Raw genomic sequence first — 17,792 nt, forward strand, 5'->3', positions numbered from 1 at the left:
TCAGGTGACCCGGGCCGGTCCCGTCACTCGGTCAGCGCGTCGAGCCGCTTGCGCGCCGCGCGCAGCGACCGGCCGCGCCAGTGCGCCTCCGACCACGGGTCCGGGGCGCTCAGCCGCTCCTGGAACGTGCGCAACGTCCAGCGGTCGGCGGTCAGTTCGGGGTCCTCCAGCTCCTCGCGGCTGATCGGCGTGGCCACCGGGGCGCCCGGCCTGGCCCGTACGCAATAGGGGGCGACGGCCGTCTGCGCATAGGCGTTGCGCTGGACGTCCAGGTAGATCCGTCCCTCACGGGCCGCCTTGCGGACCTCCGTGGTGAGCCGGTCGGGGTGGCGCCGGGCCAGCAGACCGGCGGCGGCGTGCGCGAAGTCGCGTACGGAGTCGAACGCGGCCTTGGCGTCGAGCGGGGTGATCACGTGCAGACCGCGCGAGCCGGTGGTCATCAGCCGGGCGGGCAGCTTGAGTTCGTCCCACAGTTCGCACACCTGGCGGGCCGCCCACCGTACGTCGTCGAAGGACGCACCGCCGTCCGGGGGCGGGTCGAGGTCGACGACGAGGAGGTCGGGGTGGTCGGGCCGGTCCGCGCGGGAGAGCCAGCGGTGCTGGGTCACGGACGCCTGGTCCGCCAGGTAGACCAGGGTCGCGGCGTCGTCGCACAGCACATGCGTGACCTTGCCGCCCTCCTTGGCCTGTACGGAGCGCCGCACCCAGCCGGGGAAGTGGTCGGGCGCGTTCTTCTGCATCAGCGGGCGGAGCGGGTGGCCGTCGTCGCCGATGCCGTCCGGGTAGCGCTCCATCATCAGCGGCCGGCCGCGCAGCCGGGGGACCGCGCGTCCGGCGACGGACCGGTAGTGCACGGCCAGCTCGCCCTTGGTGATGCCGTCGTCGGGGAAGAGGATCTTGTCGGGACGGCTGACGGTGACCGTACGCCGCCCCGCCCTGATCACCCGGCCGCCGCCCCTGCCGCTCCCGCCGGAACCCGTACCTGCGCTCCCGCCCGTACCCGTGTCTGTGCTCATGCGCCGTCCCGTCCCGTGCCGCGTCCCCGTCCCGTGGATCTGCTCCAGCCGCTCCGCCGTACGTCGTCCCGGCGGGCCCGCCTCCGGCGTCACCGCCGCCCCTGCCGCCGCTCACATCGGGGACGGGTAACCGCCCGCGCCGCACGGCAAACCCGCCACCGCCGCCCCGTTGGCACGGCACCGGTTCGGCGGGGGGCCGTAAGAGTTGCTTCCGTGGCACCGCCCTTCGGCCTGCCGCGTCCGGCCCCGCACCCGTGCTTACGATCCTTTCTGCCTTCGTCGAAAAGGGTGGGTCGCAAGGGTGAGAGGAAGTGCCACGATGAGAGCCGTAGCAGTCACCGCGTTCGGCGAAGAGCCCCAGCTCATGGACGTGCCGCAGCCCGAGGCGGGGCCGGGCGAGGTCCTGGTGCGGATGGCCGTCGCCGGGCTGAACCCCGTCGACTGGCGCATCGCCGACGGCATGCTGAAGGACGCCGGGCCGCAGTCCTTCCCGATGGTGCTGGGCACGGACGGGGCCGGTGAGGTGGTCGCGGTGGGCACCGGCGTACGGCGCTTCACGGTGGGGGACGCGGTGTTCGGGCGGTTTTGGCGGCCGGCCAAGGGCGGCGGGTCGTACGCGGATCTCGCCGTGGCGGGCGAGAAGGACGTCGCGCAGGCGCCGCGCAGCGTCACGTACGCCACCTCCGCCGCCGTCCCCACCGCCGGCACCAGCGCCTACAACCTGATCGAGGAGACCCGGGCGGGCGAGGGCAAGCGGGTCCTGGTCGTCGGCGCGACGGGCGGCGTGGGCACCTTCGCCACCCAGCTCGCGGCCGGCCGGGGCGCCGAGGTGCTCGCCACCGCGCGGACCACCAAGGCGGACCTGATGCGGAACCTGGGCTCCGCCGCGACGGTCGACCACACCGCGGGCCCGGTCGCCGAGCAGGTGCTGGCGGCGCACCCGGAGGGGGTGGACATCCTCATCGACCTGGTCAGCGGCCCGGAGGAGTTCGGGGCGATGACCCGGGCCGTACGGGACGGGGGCACCGCCGTCTCCACCACCGGCGCCGCCGACGCGGACGCCCTGACCGAGCAGAACCTGCGCGGCTTCAACTTCCACAACCGGCCCTCGCCGCAACTGCTGGAGATCCTGGCCGGTCAGCTCGACGCGGGACGGCTGACGGTGCTGGTCGGCAGCGAGGTGGCGCTGGAGGAGGCGCCGGAGGCGCTCCAGCTCAGCCGTACGGGCCGGGCGCGCGGCAAGACGGTCATCGCGCTCTGAGCACGGCGCGCGCCTCGGCCGGCGCCCGTGGGTTGGTGTCCGTGGGCCGGCGCCCGTGGGCCGGTGCCGGTGTGGGTCAGTGCCGGTGTGGGGCGGCCCGGTGGACGGGCCCGTGGGGAGCCTCGCAGTAGGTGTGGGTGGGGGCGGCTTCCGTGGGGGCGGGGCCGGCCGCTATGTGGAGGAGTTCGCCGTCGGCGGGACGTTCGTTGAGGTGGTCGACCTGGAGCGTGGCGTGGGTGATGCCGTACCGGTCGCTCAGCAGGCGCTGGAGGTCGCGGCGTACTGCGTGGCAGTCACCGGCCGGGGCGACCAGGACGTGCGCGGAGAGGGCCGGCTCGCCGGAGGTGATCTCCCAGATGTGGAGGTCGTGCACCTCGACCACCGCGTCGCTGGCGACCAGGCGGTCCCCCAGCGCGTCCGGGTCCAGTCCGGCGGGGGCCGCCTCCATGAAGATCCGGCCGGAGTCGCGGACCAGACCCAGGCCGGCCCGCAGCATCAGGGCGACGACGACCAGGGTGGCGATGGCGTCGGCCTGGACGAAGCCGGTGGTCAGTACGATCGCGCCGGAGACGGCGGTGGCGATGAAGCCGAAGAGGTCGGTGAGGATGTGCTGGTAGGCACCCTCGACGTTGAGGCTGGAGCGGTTGGCGCGGGAGAGGCACCAGGCGGCGACCAGGTTGACCAGGACTCCGGTGAGCGCGGTCACCAGGACCGGGCCGCCGTTGATCTCGGGCGGTGAGAGCAGCCGGGCGACGGCCTCGTACGCCAGCCACAGGGAGAGCACCAGCAGGGTGATGCCGTTGGCCTGGGCGGAGAGGATCTCGGCGCGCTTGAGTCCGTAGGTGTAGCCGCCGCGCGCGGGGCGGGCCGCCAGCCGCATCGCGACCAGGGCCAGCACGATCGAGGCCGCGTCGGTGAGCATATGGGCGGCGTCCGAGATCAGCGCGAGCGAACCGGACAGGAAGCCGATGACGACCTCGACGGCCATGTAGGCGGTGATCAGGACGAGGGCGGCGCGCAGCCAGCGGCGGTCGGCGTCGGCGGAGATGCCGTGGGAGTGGCCACCGGGCCCGTGGGAGTGGCCGTGGGAGCCGTGCGCATGGCCGCCGTGCGCGTGGCCGCCGTGACCACCGGGGGAGTGGTCGCCGCGCCCGGTCGTGCGGGCGCCGGGGCCGCTGTGGGCGTGGTCACCGCGGCTGCCGTGGTCGTCGTGCCGTGGTCCGTCGTGCGCGTGCTCGGGCATCGCGCGCTCCTTCCTGAGCCGTCCGACAGGGCGTACACACGTCCGTGCGCGCCTCCATGACAAGGCCGTGCGGAAGGAAGCAAAGCGCACTTCGGCAAAAGATCCAAAGGCTGCACCGGTGACCGTTGTCATTACCGTCGGAGGGCGCGTTTCCGCAGGTGAGAGAGGTGGGGGGAGAAGAGCTCCGGAGTAGGTGGCCGGTGCAATCAGGTGCCGTCCGGCTCTTGATAAGTCAGGGTTCCAACGACGATCTTGGTGGTGCCGTTGGCCCCGACCGCACACCGAAGGAGCGTCTTGCCCGCCACACCAGCAGCCCCGGACATACTGTCGCCCGCGTTCGCCGCGGACCCGTACAGCGCCTACCGCGTCCTGCGCGAGCACTACCCGCTGCTCCACCACCAGCCCACCGGGAGCTACCTCCTCTCGCGGTACGAGGACGTCGAGCGGGCCTTCAAGGACCCGGCGTTCACCACGGACAACTACGACTGGCAGCTCGAACCCGTACACGGCCGCACCATCCTCCAGATGAGCGGCCGGGAGCACTCCGTACGCCGCGCGCTGGTCGCCCCGGCCTTCCGCGGCACGGCGCTCCAGGAGTCCTTCCTGCCCGTCATCGAGCGCAACGCCCGCGAGCTGATCGACGGCTTCCGCGACGCGGGCAGCGCGGACCTGGTCGCGGACTTCGCCACCCGCTTCCCGGTGAACGTCATCGTCGACATGCTCGGCCTGGACCAGCGCGACCACGACCGCTTCCACCGCTGGTACACCGCGATCATCGCCTTCCTGGGCAATCTCTCCCAGGACCCGGAGGTGACCGCGGCCGGGCTGCGCACCCGGCAGGAGTTCGCCGACCACCTGCTGCCGGTCATCCGCGAGCGCCGCCGCAACCCGGGCGAGGACCTGCTGTCCACGCTGTGCGCGGCCGAGGTCGACGGCACGACGATGAGCGACGAGGACGTCAAGGCGTTCTGCAGCCTGCTGCTGACCGCGGGCGGTGAGACGACCGACAAGGCGATCTCCAGCCTCTTCCACCATCTGCTGCGCCACCCCGAGCAGCTCGCGGCGGTGCGCGCGGACCGTACGCTGATCGCCCGGGCCTTCGCGGAGACCCTGCGCTACACCCCGCCGGTACAGATGATCATGCGGCAGGTGAGCGAGGACGTGGAGATCGCCGGCGGCACGGTCCCGGCGGGCGCCACCGTCACCTGCCTCATCGGGTCGGCGGGGCGCGACGAGCGGCGCTACGCCGACCCCGACACCTTCGACCTCTTCCGTACGGACCTGTCGGCCACCACCGCCTTCTCGGCCGCCGCCGACCACCTCTCCTTCGCGCTGGGCCGCCACTTCTGCGTGGGCGCGCTGCTGGCGAAGGCCGAGGTGGAGGTCGGCGTGGGGCAGTTGCTGGACGCGCTGCCCGACGCCGCGCTCGCGGACGGCTTCACGGCGCGCGAGCAGGGGGTGTTCACCCGCGGCCTGGAGAGCCTGCCGGTCCGTTTCACCCCGGCCGGCCGGACACCGGCCCCGGTCACGCCTGCCGGGTAGCCGGATCCACGGGGTACGAGGCGGGCTGCCCGACGGGGTACCCGCCTCCGGGCCGTCCCGTCCCGAACGCCGCCGCGGGCACCTCCACCGGCGTCTGCACGGGTGTGAACTCCACCGGCAGGCCGGTCAGCCCGCGCATCCACAGCGAGGGGTGCCACACCAGCTCCTCGGCGGGCACCGCCAGCATCACGTCCGGCAGCCGGTCCAGCAGCACCTCCACCGCCGCCCTGGCGATCACCTCGGCGATCTCCGGCGCCGGGTACGGGCAGGAGTGCTCGCCGTGGCTGAAGGACATATGGGCCTGGTTGCCCTCGGCCTCCGAGTCGAAGCCGGGCCGCACCATCGGATCGGTGTTGGCGGCGGCCAGGCCCAGGACGAGCAGGTCACCGGCGCGGATACGGCGCCCGCCGAGCTGGGTGTCGCGCACCGCCCAGCGTCCGATGAAGTTCTGGGTGGGGGTGTCCTGCCACAGCACCTCGTTCAGCGCCTGGCCGACGCTGCGCCGTCCGCCGGACAGGCTGAGTGCGAACCGGTCGTCGGTCAGCATCAGCCGCAGGGTGTTGCCGATCCAGTTGGCGGTGGGCTGCTGGGCGGCGGCCATCACCACCAGCAGGTCGATGACGACCTGCTCCTCGGTCAGGCCCGAGTGGTGCGCCAGCAGCCGCGAGGGCACGTCCGGGCCCGGCCGGGAGCGCTTGGCGCGCACCAGCCGCGCCATCCGGTCCGCGACCCGCTGGTGCGCCTCGATCGCGCCGGGGCCCACGTCCAGCGACTCGGCGATGTCCCGTACGAGGCCGGGCACCTCGCTGTCCGGGAAGCCGAACAGCTCGGCGACCACCAGCAGCGGGATGCGTGTGGTGTAGTCCGCCACCAGGTCCGCCTCGCCGGTCCCGGCGAACGCGTCGATCAGGGTGTCGGCCACCCGCTCACAGGTCTGCCGCAGCTCGAACTGGTCCACCGCCATCAGGGAGTCGCTGATCGCCCCGGCCCGCCGCCGGTGCTCGGGGCCCTCGGCGAACATCACGGAGGGCTGGTGGCCGACGAACGGCAGCAGCGGCCAGTCCTCGGGGATCTGCGGCCAGGCGTGCCAGCGGCGCGAATCACGGGCGAACAGCTCGGAGTTGGAGGTGACCTGGTGCACCTCCCGGTAGCCCAGGACGAACCAGGCCGGTACGTCCCCGTCCAGGAGGATCGGCGCGACCGTCCCGTACCGCTGCCGCATCTCCCGGTACAGCCGGGCCGGATCGCCGCTGAGCCCCTCGCCGTACATCGGTACGGGACCGTCGGTCACCGGCAGCAGGCTGCCCGGCGCTGCTGAGAGGGGATGGCCGTTCGCCGGCCCGGGGCCGCCCGCGTGAGCGGGGCAGCCGGGCCCGGCGGGCGGGGCGGCGGCGGTCTGGTGGTGCTCCTGGGTCACGGCGTGGCTTCCTCGGTCTCCCGGGCGGACAGGGCGTAGAGGTGGTTGACCAAGGCGATCAGTACGGCCTTGCAGGAGTCGCGGTCACGCGCGTCGCAGTCGATCAGCGGCACGTCCGGGTCCAGGTCGAGCGCCTCGCGCACCTGCTCCAGGCTGTGCTGCGGCCCGCCGAAGTCGTTGCGGGCGACGACGAACGGCATCCCGTGCGCCTCCAGCCGGTCGATGGCGTACCAGGAGTCGTCCAGGCGCCGGGTGTCCACCAGGACCACCGCGCCCAGCGTTCCGGAGAACAGCCGGTCCCACAGGAACCAGAAACGTTCCTGCCCCGGTGCGCCGAACAGGTAGAGCACATTGCGCTCGTTGATGCTGATCCGGCCGAAGTCGAAGGCGACGGTGGTGGTGGACTTGCCCTCCACCCCGGACGGGTCGTCCACGCCCACGCCCGCCCGCGTCATCGTCTCCTCGGTGTTCAGCGGGCGGATCTCGCTCACGGACCGGACCATCGTCGTCTTGCCGACGCCGAACCCGCCGACGATGACGATCTTCAGCCCGTTCTCGGCGGAGTCGTGCAGCGGCACCCGTACGGCATCCTGCCCGGCCGGATCGGCCGGACCAGCCGTGGCAATCGGTTCGACCGGTTCGACCGGTTCGACCGGTGCAGCCGGACCGGCCGTACGGGTCCCGGTCCCGGCCCGGGGCAGCTCAGAGGCGGTGGAGTGCATCGAGCACCTCCTTCAGCAGATCGGCGCCGGGCAACTGGTGGTCCCGGGCGGCCGTACGGGGATGGCGGGCGGTGATCCGGCCCGTGTCGAGCAGGTCGGACAGCAGGATGCGCACCACGCCGACCGGCAGCTTCAGCGCGGCGGAGATCTCCACGACCGACAGCGGGTGCTCGCACATCCGCAGGATGCGGACGTGCTCGGACTGCATGCCGGGCGTCGGGGCGCTCTCGCTGACGATCAGGGTGACCAGGTCGAAGACCTCGGCGTCCACGGCCCGGCTGCGCCCGCCGGTGACGGTGTAGAGCCGGTCCGGGTCCTCGTCGGGACCCAGCCGCCGTGTCATGCCGAGCGCTCCCGTCGGCCGGGCTCCCCGCTCTCGCGCGGCTCGGCGCTGAGGTACTCGCCGATCTGCTCCACCAGCTCGTTCATGTTGAAGCCGATCAGGCCGACATCGGCGTCCTCGACGGCCACCAGCGCCAGGTGGGCGCCGTGCCCGGCCTCCACGATGAACAGGATGCCGCCGTGGAACTCGGTCATCGCCTGCCGTACGCCGCCGGTGCCGTCCCCGAACTCCACGGACGCGCCGTGCGAGAGGCTCTGGATGCCCGAGGCGATGGCGGCGAGCTGGTCGGCCTGGTCGACGGTCATGCCGGGCGTGTGGCAGAGCTTGAGGCCGTCGCGGGAGAGCACCAGCGCGTGCCGGGCGCCGGGTGTCTTCTGGAGCAGGTTCTCCAGCATCCATTCGAGGCTGTTGTCGGTGGTGTTCATCTGGTGTCTTCCTCCGGGGGCGCGGGAGAGGGGTCGTGCGCAGCGGCGGGGGAGCCGGTGCGGGTGCCGTCGGCGGGACCGCCGTCCGGGGGCGGGCCGCCGGGGGCGGCTGCGCCGTGGACGGCCTGGCCCTGGACGGCCTGACGGAAGGCACGGAACCGGGCCGCCGACTCCTCGCGGGAGCGGGCCGGGCGCGGTGCGGCGGCGGGCGGCTGGGCGGGGGCGGGCGCCGAGGCCAGGGTCTGCCCGCGGCGCCGCCTGGGCAGCCCGCTCGGGGCGACCTCGGGGGCGGGGCGGCGGCGCTGGGCCAAGGGGGGCGGCGGAATCCGGGGGTCCGGGTCGGCCGGGGTGTCCGGGACGGTCGGGACGATCGGAGCGGGTGAGGCGGCCGAAGGGGTCGTACTCGTCGTGGTGAGCGGGGCGGCGGGTGCGGGCGGGGTGCGGCCCGGCAGGTGCAGTTGCCGGGTGTCCTGGTCCTGCACCTGGACCCGTTCCCCCTGCACCTGCCCCTGCTCCTGCGCCTGCTCCGGCGCCCGGCCCTTCGGCGGCGCCTGCGTGACGAGCTGCTGCGGAATCAGTACGACGACCCCGGTGCCGCCCCGCGCCGAGGGCCGGAAGGACACCGACAGCCCGTGCTTGCGGGCCAGACAGCCCACCACGGCCAGGCCCAGCCGCGTACCGGAGAGCGACATCAGGTCCAGCGAACGGGCCGTCACCGCCTGCTGGGCGCGGCGCAGCGCGGTCTCGCTCATCACCAGCCCGCTGTCCTCGACGGTGACGACCACCCCCGCCTGCGCCTCCTCCACGTACACATGGACCGGGGAGGACGGCGGCGAGAAGGAGGTCGCGTTGTCCATGATCTCGGCGAGCGCGTGCATGATGCCCTCGGCCGCGTGCCCGGCGACCGCGAGGGTGCTGCTGTTGTGCAGCCGCACCCGCCGGTAGGCGCTGATCCGCCCCATCGCGCCGCGCAGGATGCTCTCCATCGCGATCGGCTTGTTCCAGCGCCGCCCGGACCGGGCTCCGGTCAGTACGGCGATGCTGTCCGCCAGCCGGCCGGCCTGGGCCGTGGTGTGGTCCAGCTTCAGCAGGTCCCCGAGCACTTCCTCGCCGTGCCGGTGCTGCATCTCCCGCAGGTCCGCGAGCATGCTGGTGGCCAGCGCCTGGACGCGGCCGGCGGCGTTGGCGCACGCCGACATCGCGGCGGCCCGCATCCGCTCGCTGCGGCCGACCTCCTCCGCCAGGGTCCGTACGATCCGCTGGTGGGAGGGGACCGAGGGCGTCGGGGTGCGGCCGAGCGAGGTGTCCACCGACGCGCCGTCCCGCAGCTTGGCGACCAGCTCGGGCAGCGTCTGATCGGCCAGCTTGTCGGCCTCGGCCTCCATGGCGCGGGCCCGCTCGCGGTGGTGCCCGGCGGACCGCAGGCCGTACACCGCGACCGTCACCGCCACGCTCATCAGGACGGCCGTCGCGCCACCGCCCCAGGCCAGCGCGGTCCGTACGCCCGTGGGCGCCGCGAGGACGGCCCACAGACACAGGCCCCCGGTCACCACCAGCGCGGCCGGAAGGGCGAGCAGCGCCGCGCCCAGAGGCGGGCGCGGTGCCTGTGGACGGGTGGATATCTGTGCTGACATCAAACGGGTCCTCGTGAGCGGTGGCGGCGTACGGGCCGTGCGGTGCGCTGGCACAGCGGAAAGCGAAGATCGTCCAGCACCCTATCGGCTCCCCGGCGCGCGGCAACTTCCGTCCCGTCCGGCCGGGTTGTTAACAGGCGTAACAGAGCTGTCACGCCGTCAGGGGAGGCCGTGTGCCGGTGGTCGGTGAACCGGGTGCCGATGGCCCGTAAAAGTGCCGAAGGTCCTTTGGACGGGGGCCGGTCGGGGGAACAAGAGCCACAGGGGACGCAGAGGACGCAGAGGTTACGGGGGACGCGCGGTAGGCGGAGGGGACAGCGCAGGCAGAGGCCACAGGGATCAGGACATCACCACGAGATCACGTCACCACGTCCCACGTCACAGGGGACCGTGGTGGCGCCGGGCGCTGCGCCGGTTGGCCTCGCGCACCTTGGCCACCAGCTCCGCGCGGCGCTTCTCGACCTGTGCCGTCCGCTCGTCCTTCTCCTCGGGCGGTGGCTTCTCGGTCATGCCACGCACCGCCCCGGAGCCGTGCCCGGCCGGCCCGGCCGCTCCAGCCAGCTCGCCGTACCCATGGTGCTCATGCCTCCCGCCGCGGTTCCGCCTTACAAGCCTTACGGGTCTTACAAGCCTTACGGGCCTCATGGACGAGCATCCGGGAGCAATGCGCCGATTACCAGGGGTAATTGCACTCGGTACGGCAGGCGAAAGGATCCGGCGGCGAATCCGGGCCGTACGGGAGCCGGGCGGCGGCGGGCCCACGGCCGTCGGAAAGGCGTCCGGTGGGCATGCCCGGGGCAAAGAACCCGGCCCGCTGTTTTCAGGGTGTGAGGTGCGGGCCGTCGTACAGGACGCGCTGGAACAAAACGTGGTCACGCCAGGCGCCATTGATGTGGAGGTAGTTTCTGGCCGTGCCGATGCATTCGAAGTCATTCTTCTGCAGTACGCGCTGAGAGGCGGCATTGTGCCGCAGCGTGCCCGCTTCGACGCGGGGCAGGCCGAACCGTTCCCGGGCCAGGTGGCACACCAGGTGTACGGCGGCGGTGGCCAGACCCCGGCCCGCGCCCGCGCCCGTGCCCGTATCCGTGGACGTGCCTGCGCCTGTGCCCGTGTCCGTGCTGGGAGCGGGACTGCCGGACGCCGGGCGGGTGGTGAGCACCCACGGCATCATCCGCCCCGCCCACCGCTGCGCCAACTGCTCGCGCAGCCGCGCCGCCTGGCCCTCCGGCGGGTGGAACTCGGCGTCGCGGTGCGGATCCCAAGGACGCAGACGTTCCCGGCTGCGCAGGTAGCTGTCGCACAGCGACCCGGCGTCCTCCTGCGTGACGGGGCGCAGGAGGACGCCGTCGATGACGACCTCAAGTCGAACAGTGCCGGCGCGTCCAGTGCCCCGGCTGCGTCGGCGGCACCCACCGCACTTCCACCGGAAGTTCGCGGCACGGCGCGCGGTTGGCCGCCTCCTCGGTCTCCTTGCCGTACGGAGCGGGCGGCGCGGCGTGGACTGCGGCGCAGTACGTATCCGTGGCTCTCGCCGCCGGACGTGATGCCGTCGTGCGGCGGCATCAGTGCCGTACGGACGTCGGCGGCGCCGACCCGCGTCCGTACGTCGCCCTGCGGGTCGTCACCGTGACGGGCGCCGTCCGGTCCCGCGGCATGGTCCAGGACGGACCGCGTCCCGCCGGTCCTGTAGAGGCTGTCGGCGCCTTGGAGGGGAGCGGCCGTCCGCTCCGGGCCCCACCGAGGCCGGTGTTGCGTCGGGACGGTCTGCCGAGGAAGGAGTAGCCGGACCTGCCGGACCCCTCACCCCACTCGTACTGCATGAAGACCGGACCCTCGAATTCCGGGCAGCGGTCCTCGTCCACATCCGGCCCGCCGAGCCGGCCCGCCGCCGGTCCCGCGGCCGTGGTTCAGCTCCGACCGGAGCCGCACGGGCCGGGATTCCGCGCCGCGACCGGGTGCAGCGCGGCGTACTCCAAAGGCGCCGACGGGTCGACGGAGACGTCCAGCGGCGCCGGCTCGGCCCCGGCGCGTACGAGGAGGTCGCCCACGGCGGCGATCATCGCGCCGTTGTCCGTGCACAGCCGCAGCGGCGGTACCCGCAGCTCGATCCCGGCCGCCGCGCAGCGCTCGTGCGCCAGCGCCCGTACCCGGGAGTTGGCGGCCACCCCGCCGACCACCACCAGCGTCCGTACGCCGTACTCGGCGCAGGCGGCCACGGCCTTGCGGGTCAGCACGTCGGCGATCGCCTCCTGGAGCGAGGCGGCGCCGTCGGGGACCGGCAGTTCCCGGCCGGCGGCCCGGTGCCGCTCGGCCCAGCGGGCCGCCGCCGTCTTCAGCCCGGAGAAGGAGAAGTCGTACATATGGGTATAGGCAGGGGTGTGGGAACGGGAGGGGGCGGGAGAGTGGGCGTCCGGGGTCCGGCGTGGGCCGCCGGCGGTCAGCGGGCGCGGGAAGGCCACGGCGTACGGATCGCCCGCGCGCGCCGCCCGGTCCACGGCCGGGCCGCCGGGGTAGGGCAGCCCGAAGACCCGGGCGACCTTGTCGAAACACTCGCCGGCCGCGTCGTCCAGTGTGTCGCCGAGGTGGGTGATCGGGTCGCGGGCCAGGTCGCGGACCAGGAGGAGCGAGGTGTGCCCGCCGGAGACGATCAGCACCACGCACGGGTTCGGCAGCGGGCCGTGTTCGAGGGTGTCGGCGGCGACGTGTCCGGCGAGGTGGTGCACCCCGTACAGCGGCACGCCCAGCGCGTACGCCAGGCCCTTGGCACCGGCCAGCCCCACCTGGAGTGCGCCGGAGAGCCCGGGGCCGGTGGTCACCGCGACCGCCCCGATGTCGGCCGCCCGCAGTCCGGCGTCCGCCAGCGCCCGGCGGACGACCGGCGTCAGCGCGTGGACGTGCGCGCGGGCCGCGATCTCGGGGACCACCCCGCCGTACCGCGCGTGCTCCTCCATGCTCGACGCCAGCGCGTGCCCGAGCAGCCGGCCGTCCCGGACCAGGCCGGCGCCCGTCTCGTCACAGGACGACTCGATCCCCAGCACCACGGGTGAACTCACCGGACCTCCCCTTCTTGCCCTTCTTGCATACGGACCGCAATTGCAATCTATAAGCAACAAGTGTCCCGCAGCGCTCCACGCGGCTCCCCGGAGGGCGCGTCCGGCGCCCCGGTCAGTAAAGTTTCGGCTCCCGCCCGTCCACTCCTCCTTCCGCTCTTCCTTCCACCCGTCCCGCTCTCCCGCCCGAGGTACCCGGCAGTGACCCCCGCCCCACCCGCCGCACGGCATCCGGATCCACAGCCACCGGATCCGCCGTACGCACCGGAGCCCGTGACGGTCGTGGGCATCGGCGCCGACGGCTGGGACGGCCTGCCCGACGCCTCACGGCAGGCGCTGCGCCGCGCCGAGGTCCTGATCGGCGGTCCGCGCCAGCTCGACCTGCTGCCTGCCGACTGCGCCGGCGAGCGCCTCCCCTGGCCCTCCCCGCTGCGCCCCGCCGTGCCCCGCCTGCTCGCCGCCCACGCCGGCCGCCGGGTGTGCGTCCTGGCCAGCGGCGACCCGATGTTCTACGGCATCGGCCGCACCCTCACCGAAGCCCTGACCCCACAGACCGCCCCGCAGACCTCCCCACAGTCCGTCCCGCAGCCCGGCATCCCGGCGGAGGCCCCCACCGTCCCCACCGTCCCCCTCCGCGTCCTCCCCCACCCCTCCTCCGTCTCCTACGCCTGCGCCCGGCTCGGCTGGCCGCTGGAGGACACCGAGGTCCTGACCCTCGTCGGCCGGCCCACCGCGGGCCTGGCCGCGGCCCTGCACCACGGCCGCCGGCTGCTGGTCCTGTCCGCCGGTGCAGCGACGCCCGCCGAGGTCGCCGCCCTGCTGCGCGAACGCGGCTTCGGCCCGACCCGTATGCGCGTACTGGAACAGCTCGGCAGCGCCCGCGAGCGACAGCACGAGGGCACCGCGGACACCTGGCCGCACCCGCCCGCCGACCCGCTCAACGTGATCGCCCTGGACTGCGTCCGCGCCCCGGACGCGCTCCGCCTCTCCCTCACACCGGGCCTGCCCGACACCGCGTACGAGCACGACGGCCAGCTCACCAAGCGCCACGTACGGGCCGCCACACTGGCCGCGCTGGCGCCCGCGCCCGGCGAACTGCTGTGGGACATCGGCGGCGGCTCCGGTTCGATCGGCATCGAGTGGATGCGTGTCCACCGCACCTGCCGCGCCGTCGCCGTCGAACGCGACCCCGTACGCGCCGAACGCATCACCCGCAACGCCCACACCCTCGGCGTCCCCGCCCTCCGCGTCGTCACCGGCCGGGCCCCCGCCGCCCTGGCCGAACTCCCCACTCCCGACGCGGTGTTCATCGGCGGCGGCCTGACCGCACCGGGCCTGCTGGAAGCCTGCTGGGCGGCGCTCCCGCCCGGCGGCCGGCTGGTCGCCAACACCGTGACGCTGGAGTCCGAGGCACTGCTGGCCGACTGGTACCGGCGGCACGGCGGCGACCTCGTACGGCTGGCGGTCGCCCAGGCCGTACCCGTCGGCGGCTTCACCGGCTGGCGCCAGGCCATGCCGGTAACCCAGTGGTCCGTACAGAAACCGCCCCCCGACCAGGCCCCAAGCCCCAACCCGTCCCCTGCCCCCACCCCTGCCCTCCCCGGAGAATCCCCATGACCGTCTACTTCATCGGGGCGGGCCCCGGCGCCGCCGACCTGATCACGGTGCGCGGCGCCCGCACCCTGGCCGCCTGCGAGGTGTGCCTGTACGCGGGCAGCCTGGTCCCCGCGACCTGCTCGCCGAATGCCCGCCCGGCGCCCGCCTGGTCGACACCGCCCACCTCAACCTCGACCAGATCACCGAGGAACTGGTCCGGGCCCACGAGCAGGGCAAGGACGTGGCCCGGCTGCACTCCGGCGACCCTTCCGTCTTCAGCGCCGTCGCCGAACAGATGCGCCGCCTGGACGCGGCGGGCATCCCGTACGAGACCGTCCCCGGCGTACCGGCCTTCGCCGCCGCCGCGGCGGCCCTGGGCCGCGAACTGACCGTCCCCACCGTCGGCCAGACCGTCATCCTCACCCGCATCGCCCAGCAGGCCACCCCCATGCCGCCCGGCGAGGACCTGGCCACCCTGGGCCGCAGCGGCGCCCTGCTGGTCCTCCACCTCGCCGTCCGCTACGCCGACCGCGTCGTCACCGAACTCCTGCCCCACTACGGCCCGGACTGCCCGGCCGCCGTCGTCGCCATGGCCTCCCGCCCCGACGAACTCGTCCTGCGCGGCACCCTCGCCGACATCGCCGGCCAGGTGAAGTCCGCCGGTATCACCCGCACCGCCGTCATCCTCGTGGGCCGCACCCTCGCCGCCGCCCAGTTCCCCGACAGCCACCTGTACTCCACCATCCGCGAACGCCCGCACCCGCCGTGCGGCGGCTGACGCGACCGTCAGGGGACGAGCCGACAGCTCGAACGGGGCCGGCCGCACCCGCCGAAGCCGGCTGATCCAGGCCGGATAGCGTGGCGGGCATGACAACGGAGGAAGCAGGGTCACCAGTTGCTGCTGGGGTGCTCTGTCCTGGCTGTGGTGGCCACGAGGTGCCCACCGTCACGGCGGCGCGCGTCAGCAAGGGGGCCGTACGCAAGAACCTGGCGAGCCGGCTGGAGAAGGGGCCGGACAAGACCGGCGACGGCTGTCTGCACTTCATCGAGGGCATGGTCATGACCGCCGCCGCGATCGCCTTCGCCGTCTGGGGGAAGGGCGAGGGCAAGCCGCTGTATCTGTACGGCGGCGCGGCACTGGCGGTGCTGTGCTTCTTCGGCACGATCGCCGTCGTACGCGGCGAGAAACGGGAGAAGGAAGCCGCGGCGGCGGGCGAGCCGCGGGCCGACGAGCTCTACCGGCCGGCGCGGTACTGCCATGGCTGCGACCGGGTGTTCTGCCCCGACGGCACGCCGTGGCAGGGCCTGCTGACCCCGGAACAGTTCAAGAAAATGGTGTGGACCGAGGCCGGCTACGCCTCCCACCTCGGCAGCTCCGACAAGGCGAAGACGGCCGAGGTGCCGCCGTGGACGCTGCCGGGCCGGTGAGCCGGTGAGCCGGCCGGCGAGCGGCTGCGGACGCTGCTCGCCGGATCACCGCCCCGCCGGCCCCAGGGCGTCCGCGCGGCCCACGATCGTGCCCGCGCGGTCGATGCAGATGATGTCGACCGCGACCGGGGCACCGCGCAGGACGCCCAGGGCCTCGGTACGGGCGGCGGTGGCGACCAGGTCGCCGAGGGGGACACCGGCGGCGGTGCAGAGCTGGAGGGCGGCCAGGCCCGTGTTGGCCTCGGTGACCGCCTTCGCCAGGGACTCCTCCGCGCCGCCGCGCCGGGCCAGTTCCGCCAGGAAGCCCTTGTCGACCTGTGAGCGGGAGGAGTGCAGGTCCAGGTGGCCGGCGGCCAGTTTGGAGAGCTTGGCGAAGCCGCCGCAGACGGTCAGGCGGGGTACGGGGTGGCGGCGGATGTACTTCAGTACGGCGCCCGCGAAGTCGCCCATGTCCAGCAGCGCGTCCTCCGGCAGGCCGTGCACCGCGACCGCGGTCTTCTCGGACGTGGCACCCGTACAGCCCGCGACGTGCGTACGGCCCGCCGCGCGCGCCACGTCCACGCCGCGCCGGATCGAGTCGATCCACGCCGAGCAGGAGTACGGCACGACGATGCCGGTCGTCCCGAGGATCGACAGCCCGCCGAGGATGCCCAGGCGCGGGTTCCACGTGCTGCGGGCGATCTCCTCGCCGTGGTCGACGGAGAGGGTGATCTCCACGTCACCGCTGCCGCCGTGCCGGGCGGCGACCAGCGCGATGTGCTCGCGCATCATCTGACGCGGTACGGGGTTGACGGCCGGCTCGCCGACATCCAGCGGCAGGCCGGGCCGGGTGACCGTACCGACGCCGGGCCCGGCGCGGAAGACCACGCCGGAGCCGGCCGGCAGCGTCCGTACGGTGGCGCGGATGATCGCGCCGTGGGTCACGTCGGGGTCGTCGCCGGCGTCCTTGACGACCGCGGCCATGGCGGAGCGGTCCGGGGCCTGACCTTGGTCCGGCACCGATCCCGGTCCCGTCCCCGTCCCCGGTCCCAACTCCAGCGACTCGTCGGCGAGGGCGAAGGCCGGGGTCTGTCCCTTCGGCAGGGTGATCGTCACCGGGTCCGGGAACTCGCCGGTCAGCAGGGCCGTGTACGCGGCGGTGGTGGCCGCCGTCGCACAGGCCCCGGTCGTCCACCCGTGCCGCAGCCCGGTGTGCGCGAGCTGCGCGCTGCGCCCTCCGGCTGCTGCCCCGGCCCCCGTACCGCCGCCGGCGCCCGTTCCCGTACTGTTCGTGTCCGTCTCAGCCATGAAGGAACCCGTAACCGATGAGCCCGCGCCCGCACGTGCTGATCCTCGGCGGCACCACGGAAGCCCGCCGCCTCGCCGCCGCCCTGACCGCAGACCGGCCGTCCGCGCCGCACCCCGGGCCGCCGCTGCGCGTCACCAGCTCGCTGGCCGGCCGGGTCGCCGAGCCGCGGCTGCCCGCCGGAGACGTACGCATCGGAGGCTTCGGAGGCCCCGAGGGCCTCGCCCGCTGGCTGCGCGAGCACGCGGTGGACGCGCTCATCGACGCCACCCATCCTTTCGCCGGCACGATCAGTTTCCACGCGGCGCAGGCCGCCGCCACCGCCCATGTTCCCCTGCTCGCCCTCCGTCGGCCCGGGTGGGTACCGGAGCCCGGCGACGACTGGCACCCGGTCGGCTCACTCGACGAGGCCGCGGCGGCCCTCCCCGCACTCGGCGAACGCGTCTTCCTGACCACCGGCCGCCTGGGCCTGTCCGCCTTCGCCCACGCCGGCCTGGCCGCCCTCTGGTTCCTCGTACGCTCCGTGGACGCCCCCGAGCCGCCGCACCCGGCCCGTATGGAGGTGCTGCTCGACCGTGGCCCCTTCACCCTCGACGGCGAACGCGACCTGCTGCGCCGCCACCGCGTCGACGTCCTGGTGACCAAGGACAGCGGCGGCGCGGCGACCGCCCCCAAGCTCACCGCCGCCCGCGAGGCCGGCATCCCGGTCGTCGTCGTCCGCCGCCCGCCCACCCCGGCGGGCGTTCCGGTGGCCACGACGTGGGAGGCGGCGGCCACGTGGGTACGGGACACGGCCGGCTGACCGCGCCGGCCCCTCGACCGCCCCCTCG

At 73.9% G+C, this 17,792-nt stretch carries 16 protein-coding genes and 1 pseudogene; 6 read left to right on the top strand and 11 right to left on the bottom strand.

Annotated features, from left to right (window positions below; translation table 11 throughout):
- Nucleotides 1-23: 23 nt before the first annotated feature.
- Complete coding sequence (ligD, locus tag KGS77_RS17830) at nucleotides 24-1,016, bottom strand: non-homologous end-joining DNA ligase (protein WP_242582974.1); 993 nt, start codon at nucleotides 1,014-1,016, stop codon at nucleotides 24-26.
- A gap of 319 nt (nucleotides 1,017-1,335) precedes the next feature.
- Here ligD and KGS77_RS17835 point away from each other — a divergent pair, with 319 nt between their 5' ends.
- Nucleotides 1,336-2,277, top strand: coding sequence for an NADP-dependent oxidoreductase (locus tag KGS77_RS17835; protein ID WP_242582978.1), 942 nt, complete (start codon nucleotides 1,336-1,338; stop codon nucleotides 2,275-2,277).
- Between the two features lie 76 nt (nucleotides 2,278-2,353).
- On the opposite strand, the gene KGS77_RS17840 is transcribed toward KGS77_RS17835, so the two are convergent.
- On the bottom strand, nucleotides 2,354-3,520 hold the full coding sequence (locus KGS77_RS17840; protein WP_242582982.1) for a cation diffusion facilitator family transporter: 1,167 nt from the start codon (nucleotides 3,518-3,520) through the stop codon (nucleotides 2,354-2,356).
- 294 nt (nucleotides 3,521-3,814) lie between these two features.
- Between KGS77_RS17840 and KGS77_RS17845 the strand changes: the two genes are divergently transcribed.
- Nucleotides 3,815-5,062 (top strand): cytochrome P450, encoded by a 1,248-nt coding sequence (locus tag KGS77_RS17845; protein WP_242582986.1) that lies wholly within the window; start codon nucleotides 3,815-3,817, stop codon nucleotides 5,060-5,062.
- On the opposite strand, the gene KGS77_RS17850 is transcribed toward KGS77_RS17845, so the two are convergent.
- The 8 genes from KGS77_RS17850 to tsaD form a co-directional block, all read right to left on the bottom strand.
- Complete coding sequence (locus KGS77_RS17850; RefSeq protein ID WP_242587530.1) at nucleotides 5,046-6,362, bottom strand: cytochrome P450; 1,317 nt, start codon at nucleotides 6,360-6,362, stop codon at nucleotides 5,046-5,048. The two genes, KGS77_RS17845 and KGS77_RS17850, sit on opposite strands and share 17 nt — an antisense overlap.
- Before the next feature lie 113 nt (nucleotides 6,363-6,475).
- Nucleotides 6,476-7,201: an ATP/GTP-binding protein gene (locus tag KGS77_RS17855; protein ID WP_242582988.1), complete on the bottom strand. Its 726-nt coding sequence runs from the start codon at nucleotides 7,199-7,201 to the stop codon at nucleotides 6,476-6,478.
- Nucleotides 7,182-7,544, bottom strand: coding sequence for a DUF742 domain-containing protein (locus tag KGS77_RS17860; protein ID WP_242582992.1), 363 nt, complete (start codon nucleotides 7,542-7,544; stop codon nucleotides 7,182-7,184). The genes KGS77_RS17855 and KGS77_RS17860 overlap by 20 nt, the downstream gene beginning before the upstream one ends.
- Entirely contained in the window at nucleotides 7,541-7,969 is a 429-nt protein-coding gene (locus tag KGS77_RS17865; RefSeq protein WP_242582995.1) for a roadblock/LC7 domain-containing protein, read from the bottom strand. The genes KGS77_RS17860 and KGS77_RS17865 overlap by 4 nt, the downstream gene beginning before the upstream one ends.
- The gene (locus KGS77_RS17870; RefSeq protein WP_242582997.1) at nucleotides 7,966-9,603 is read right to left on the bottom strand and encodes an ATP-binding protein; all 1,638 of its coding nucleotides are present in this window, start codon (nucleotides 9,601-9,603) and stop codon (nucleotides 7,966-7,968) included. The genes KGS77_RS17865 and KGS77_RS17870 overlap by 4 nt, the downstream gene beginning before the upstream one ends.
- Before the next feature lie 378 nt (nucleotides 9,604-9,981).
- Nucleotides 9,982-10,113: a hypothetical protein gene (locus tag KGS77_RS34650; protein WP_277994236.1), complete on the bottom strand. Its 132-nt coding sequence runs from the start codon at nucleotides 10,111-10,113 to the stop codon at nucleotides 9,982-9,984.
- A gap of 310 nt (nucleotides 10,114-10,423) precedes the next feature.
- Nucleotides 10,424-11,122, bottom strand: coding sequence for a GNAT family protein (locus KGS77_RS17875; protein ID WP_347404588.1), 699 nt, complete (start codon nucleotides 11,120-11,122; stop codon nucleotides 10,424-10,426).
- A gap of 388 nt (nucleotides 11,123-11,510) precedes the next feature.
- Entirely contained in the window at nucleotides 11,511-12,656 is a 1,146-nt protein-coding gene (gene tsaD, locus KGS77_RS17880; RefSeq protein ID WP_242582999.1) for a tRNA (adenosine(37)-N6)-threonylcarbamoyltransferase complex transferase subunit TsaD, read from the bottom strand.
- 270 nt (nucleotides 12,657-12,926) lie between these two features.
- On the opposite strand from tsaD, the gene cbiT reads away from it, so the two are divergent.
- The 3 genes and pseudogenes from cbiT (at nucleotide 12,927) to KGS77_RS17895 (ending at nucleotide 15,677) form a co-directional block, all read left to right on the top strand.
- Complete coding sequence (gene cbiT, locus KGS77_RS17885) at nucleotides 12,927-14,270, top strand: precorrin-6Y C5,15-methyltransferase (decarboxylating) subunit CbiT (protein WP_242583010.1); 1,344 nt, start codon at nucleotides 12,927-12,929, stop codon at nucleotides 14,268-14,270.
- Nucleotides 14,267-15,027, top strand: a pseudogene (cobM, locus tag KGS77_RS17890) (precorrin-4 C(11)-methyltransferase). Before cbiT ends, cobM begins: the two are co-directional and overlap by 4 nt.
- Nucleotides 15,028-15,116: 89 nt before the next feature.
- Complete coding sequence (locus KGS77_RS17895) at nucleotides 15,117-15,677, top strand: hypothetical protein (protein ID WP_242583012.1); 561 nt, start codon at nucleotides 15,117-15,119, stop codon at nucleotides 15,675-15,677.
- A 45-nt stretch (nucleotides 15,678-15,722) separates the two neighbouring features.
- Here the strand turns inward: KGS77_RS17895 and KGS77_RS17900 are convergent, their stop codons facing one another.
- Nucleotides 15,723-16,964: a cobalt-precorrin-5B (C(1))-methyltransferase gene (locus tag KGS77_RS17900; protein WP_242583015.1), complete on the bottom strand. Its 1,242-nt coding sequence runs from the start codon at nucleotides 16,962-16,964 to the stop codon at nucleotides 15,723-15,725.
- A 17-nt stretch (nucleotides 16,965-16,981) separates the two neighbouring features.
- On the opposite strand from KGS77_RS17900, the gene KGS77_RS17905 reads away from it, so the two are divergent.
- A complete protein-coding gene (locus KGS77_RS17905; protein ID WP_242583017.1) occupies nucleotides 16,982-17,764 on the top strand; it encodes a cobalt-precorrin-6A reductase in 783 nt (260 codons plus the stop codon).
- The last annotated feature ends 28 nt before the right edge of the window (nucleotides 17,765-17,792 follow it).

Origin of the sequence: Streptomyces sp. MST-110588 (genome assembly GCF_022695595.1) — a bacterium.
Classification (GTDB): domain Bacteria; phylum Actinomycetota; class Actinomycetes; order Streptomycetales; family Streptomycetaceae; genus Streptomyces.

Coding starts and splice junctions, on each gene's coding strand:
- ligD (WP_242582974.1), bottom strand. CDS start 1,016: ATGAGCACAGACACGGGTACGGGCGGGAGCGCAGGTACGGGTTCCGGC.
- KGS77_RS17835 (WP_242582978.1), top strand. CDS start 1,336: ATGAGAGCCGTAGCAGTCACCGCGTTCGGCGAAGAGCCCCAGCTCATG.
- KGS77_RS17840 (WP_242582982.1), bottom strand. CDS start 3,520: ATGCCCGAGCACGCGCACGACGGACCACGGCACGACGACCACGGCAGC.
- KGS77_RS17855 (WP_242582988.1), bottom strand. CDS start 7,201: ATGCACTCCACCGCCTCTGAGCTGCCCCGGGCCGGGACCGGGACCCGT.
- KGS77_RS17860 (WP_242582992.1), bottom strand. CDS start 7,544: ATGACACGGCGGCTGGGTCCCGACGAGGACCCGGACCGGCTCTACACC.
- KGS77_RS17865 (WP_242582995.1), bottom strand. CDS start 7,969: ATGAACACCACCGACAACAGCCTCGAATGGATGCTGGAGAACCTGCTC.
- KGS77_RS17870 (WP_242582997.1), bottom strand. CDS start 9,603: ATGTCAGCACAGATATCCACCCGTCCACAGGCACCGCGCCCGCCTCTG.
- KGS77_RS34650 (WP_277994236.1), bottom strand. CDS start 10,113: ATGACCGAGAAGCCACCGCCCGAGGAGAAGGACGAGCGGACGGCACAG.
- KGS77_RS17895 (WP_242583012.1), top strand. CDS start 15,117: ATGACAACGGAGGAAGCAGGGTCACCAGTTGCTGCTGGGGTGCTCTGT.
- KGS77_RS17900 (WP_242583015.1), bottom strand. CDS start 16,964: ATGGCTGAGACGGACACGAACAGTACGGGAACGGGCGCCGGCGGCGGT.
- KGS77_RS17905 (WP_242583017.1), top strand. CDS start 16,982: ATGAGCCCGCGCCCGCACGTGCTGATCCTCGGCGGCACCACGGAAGCC.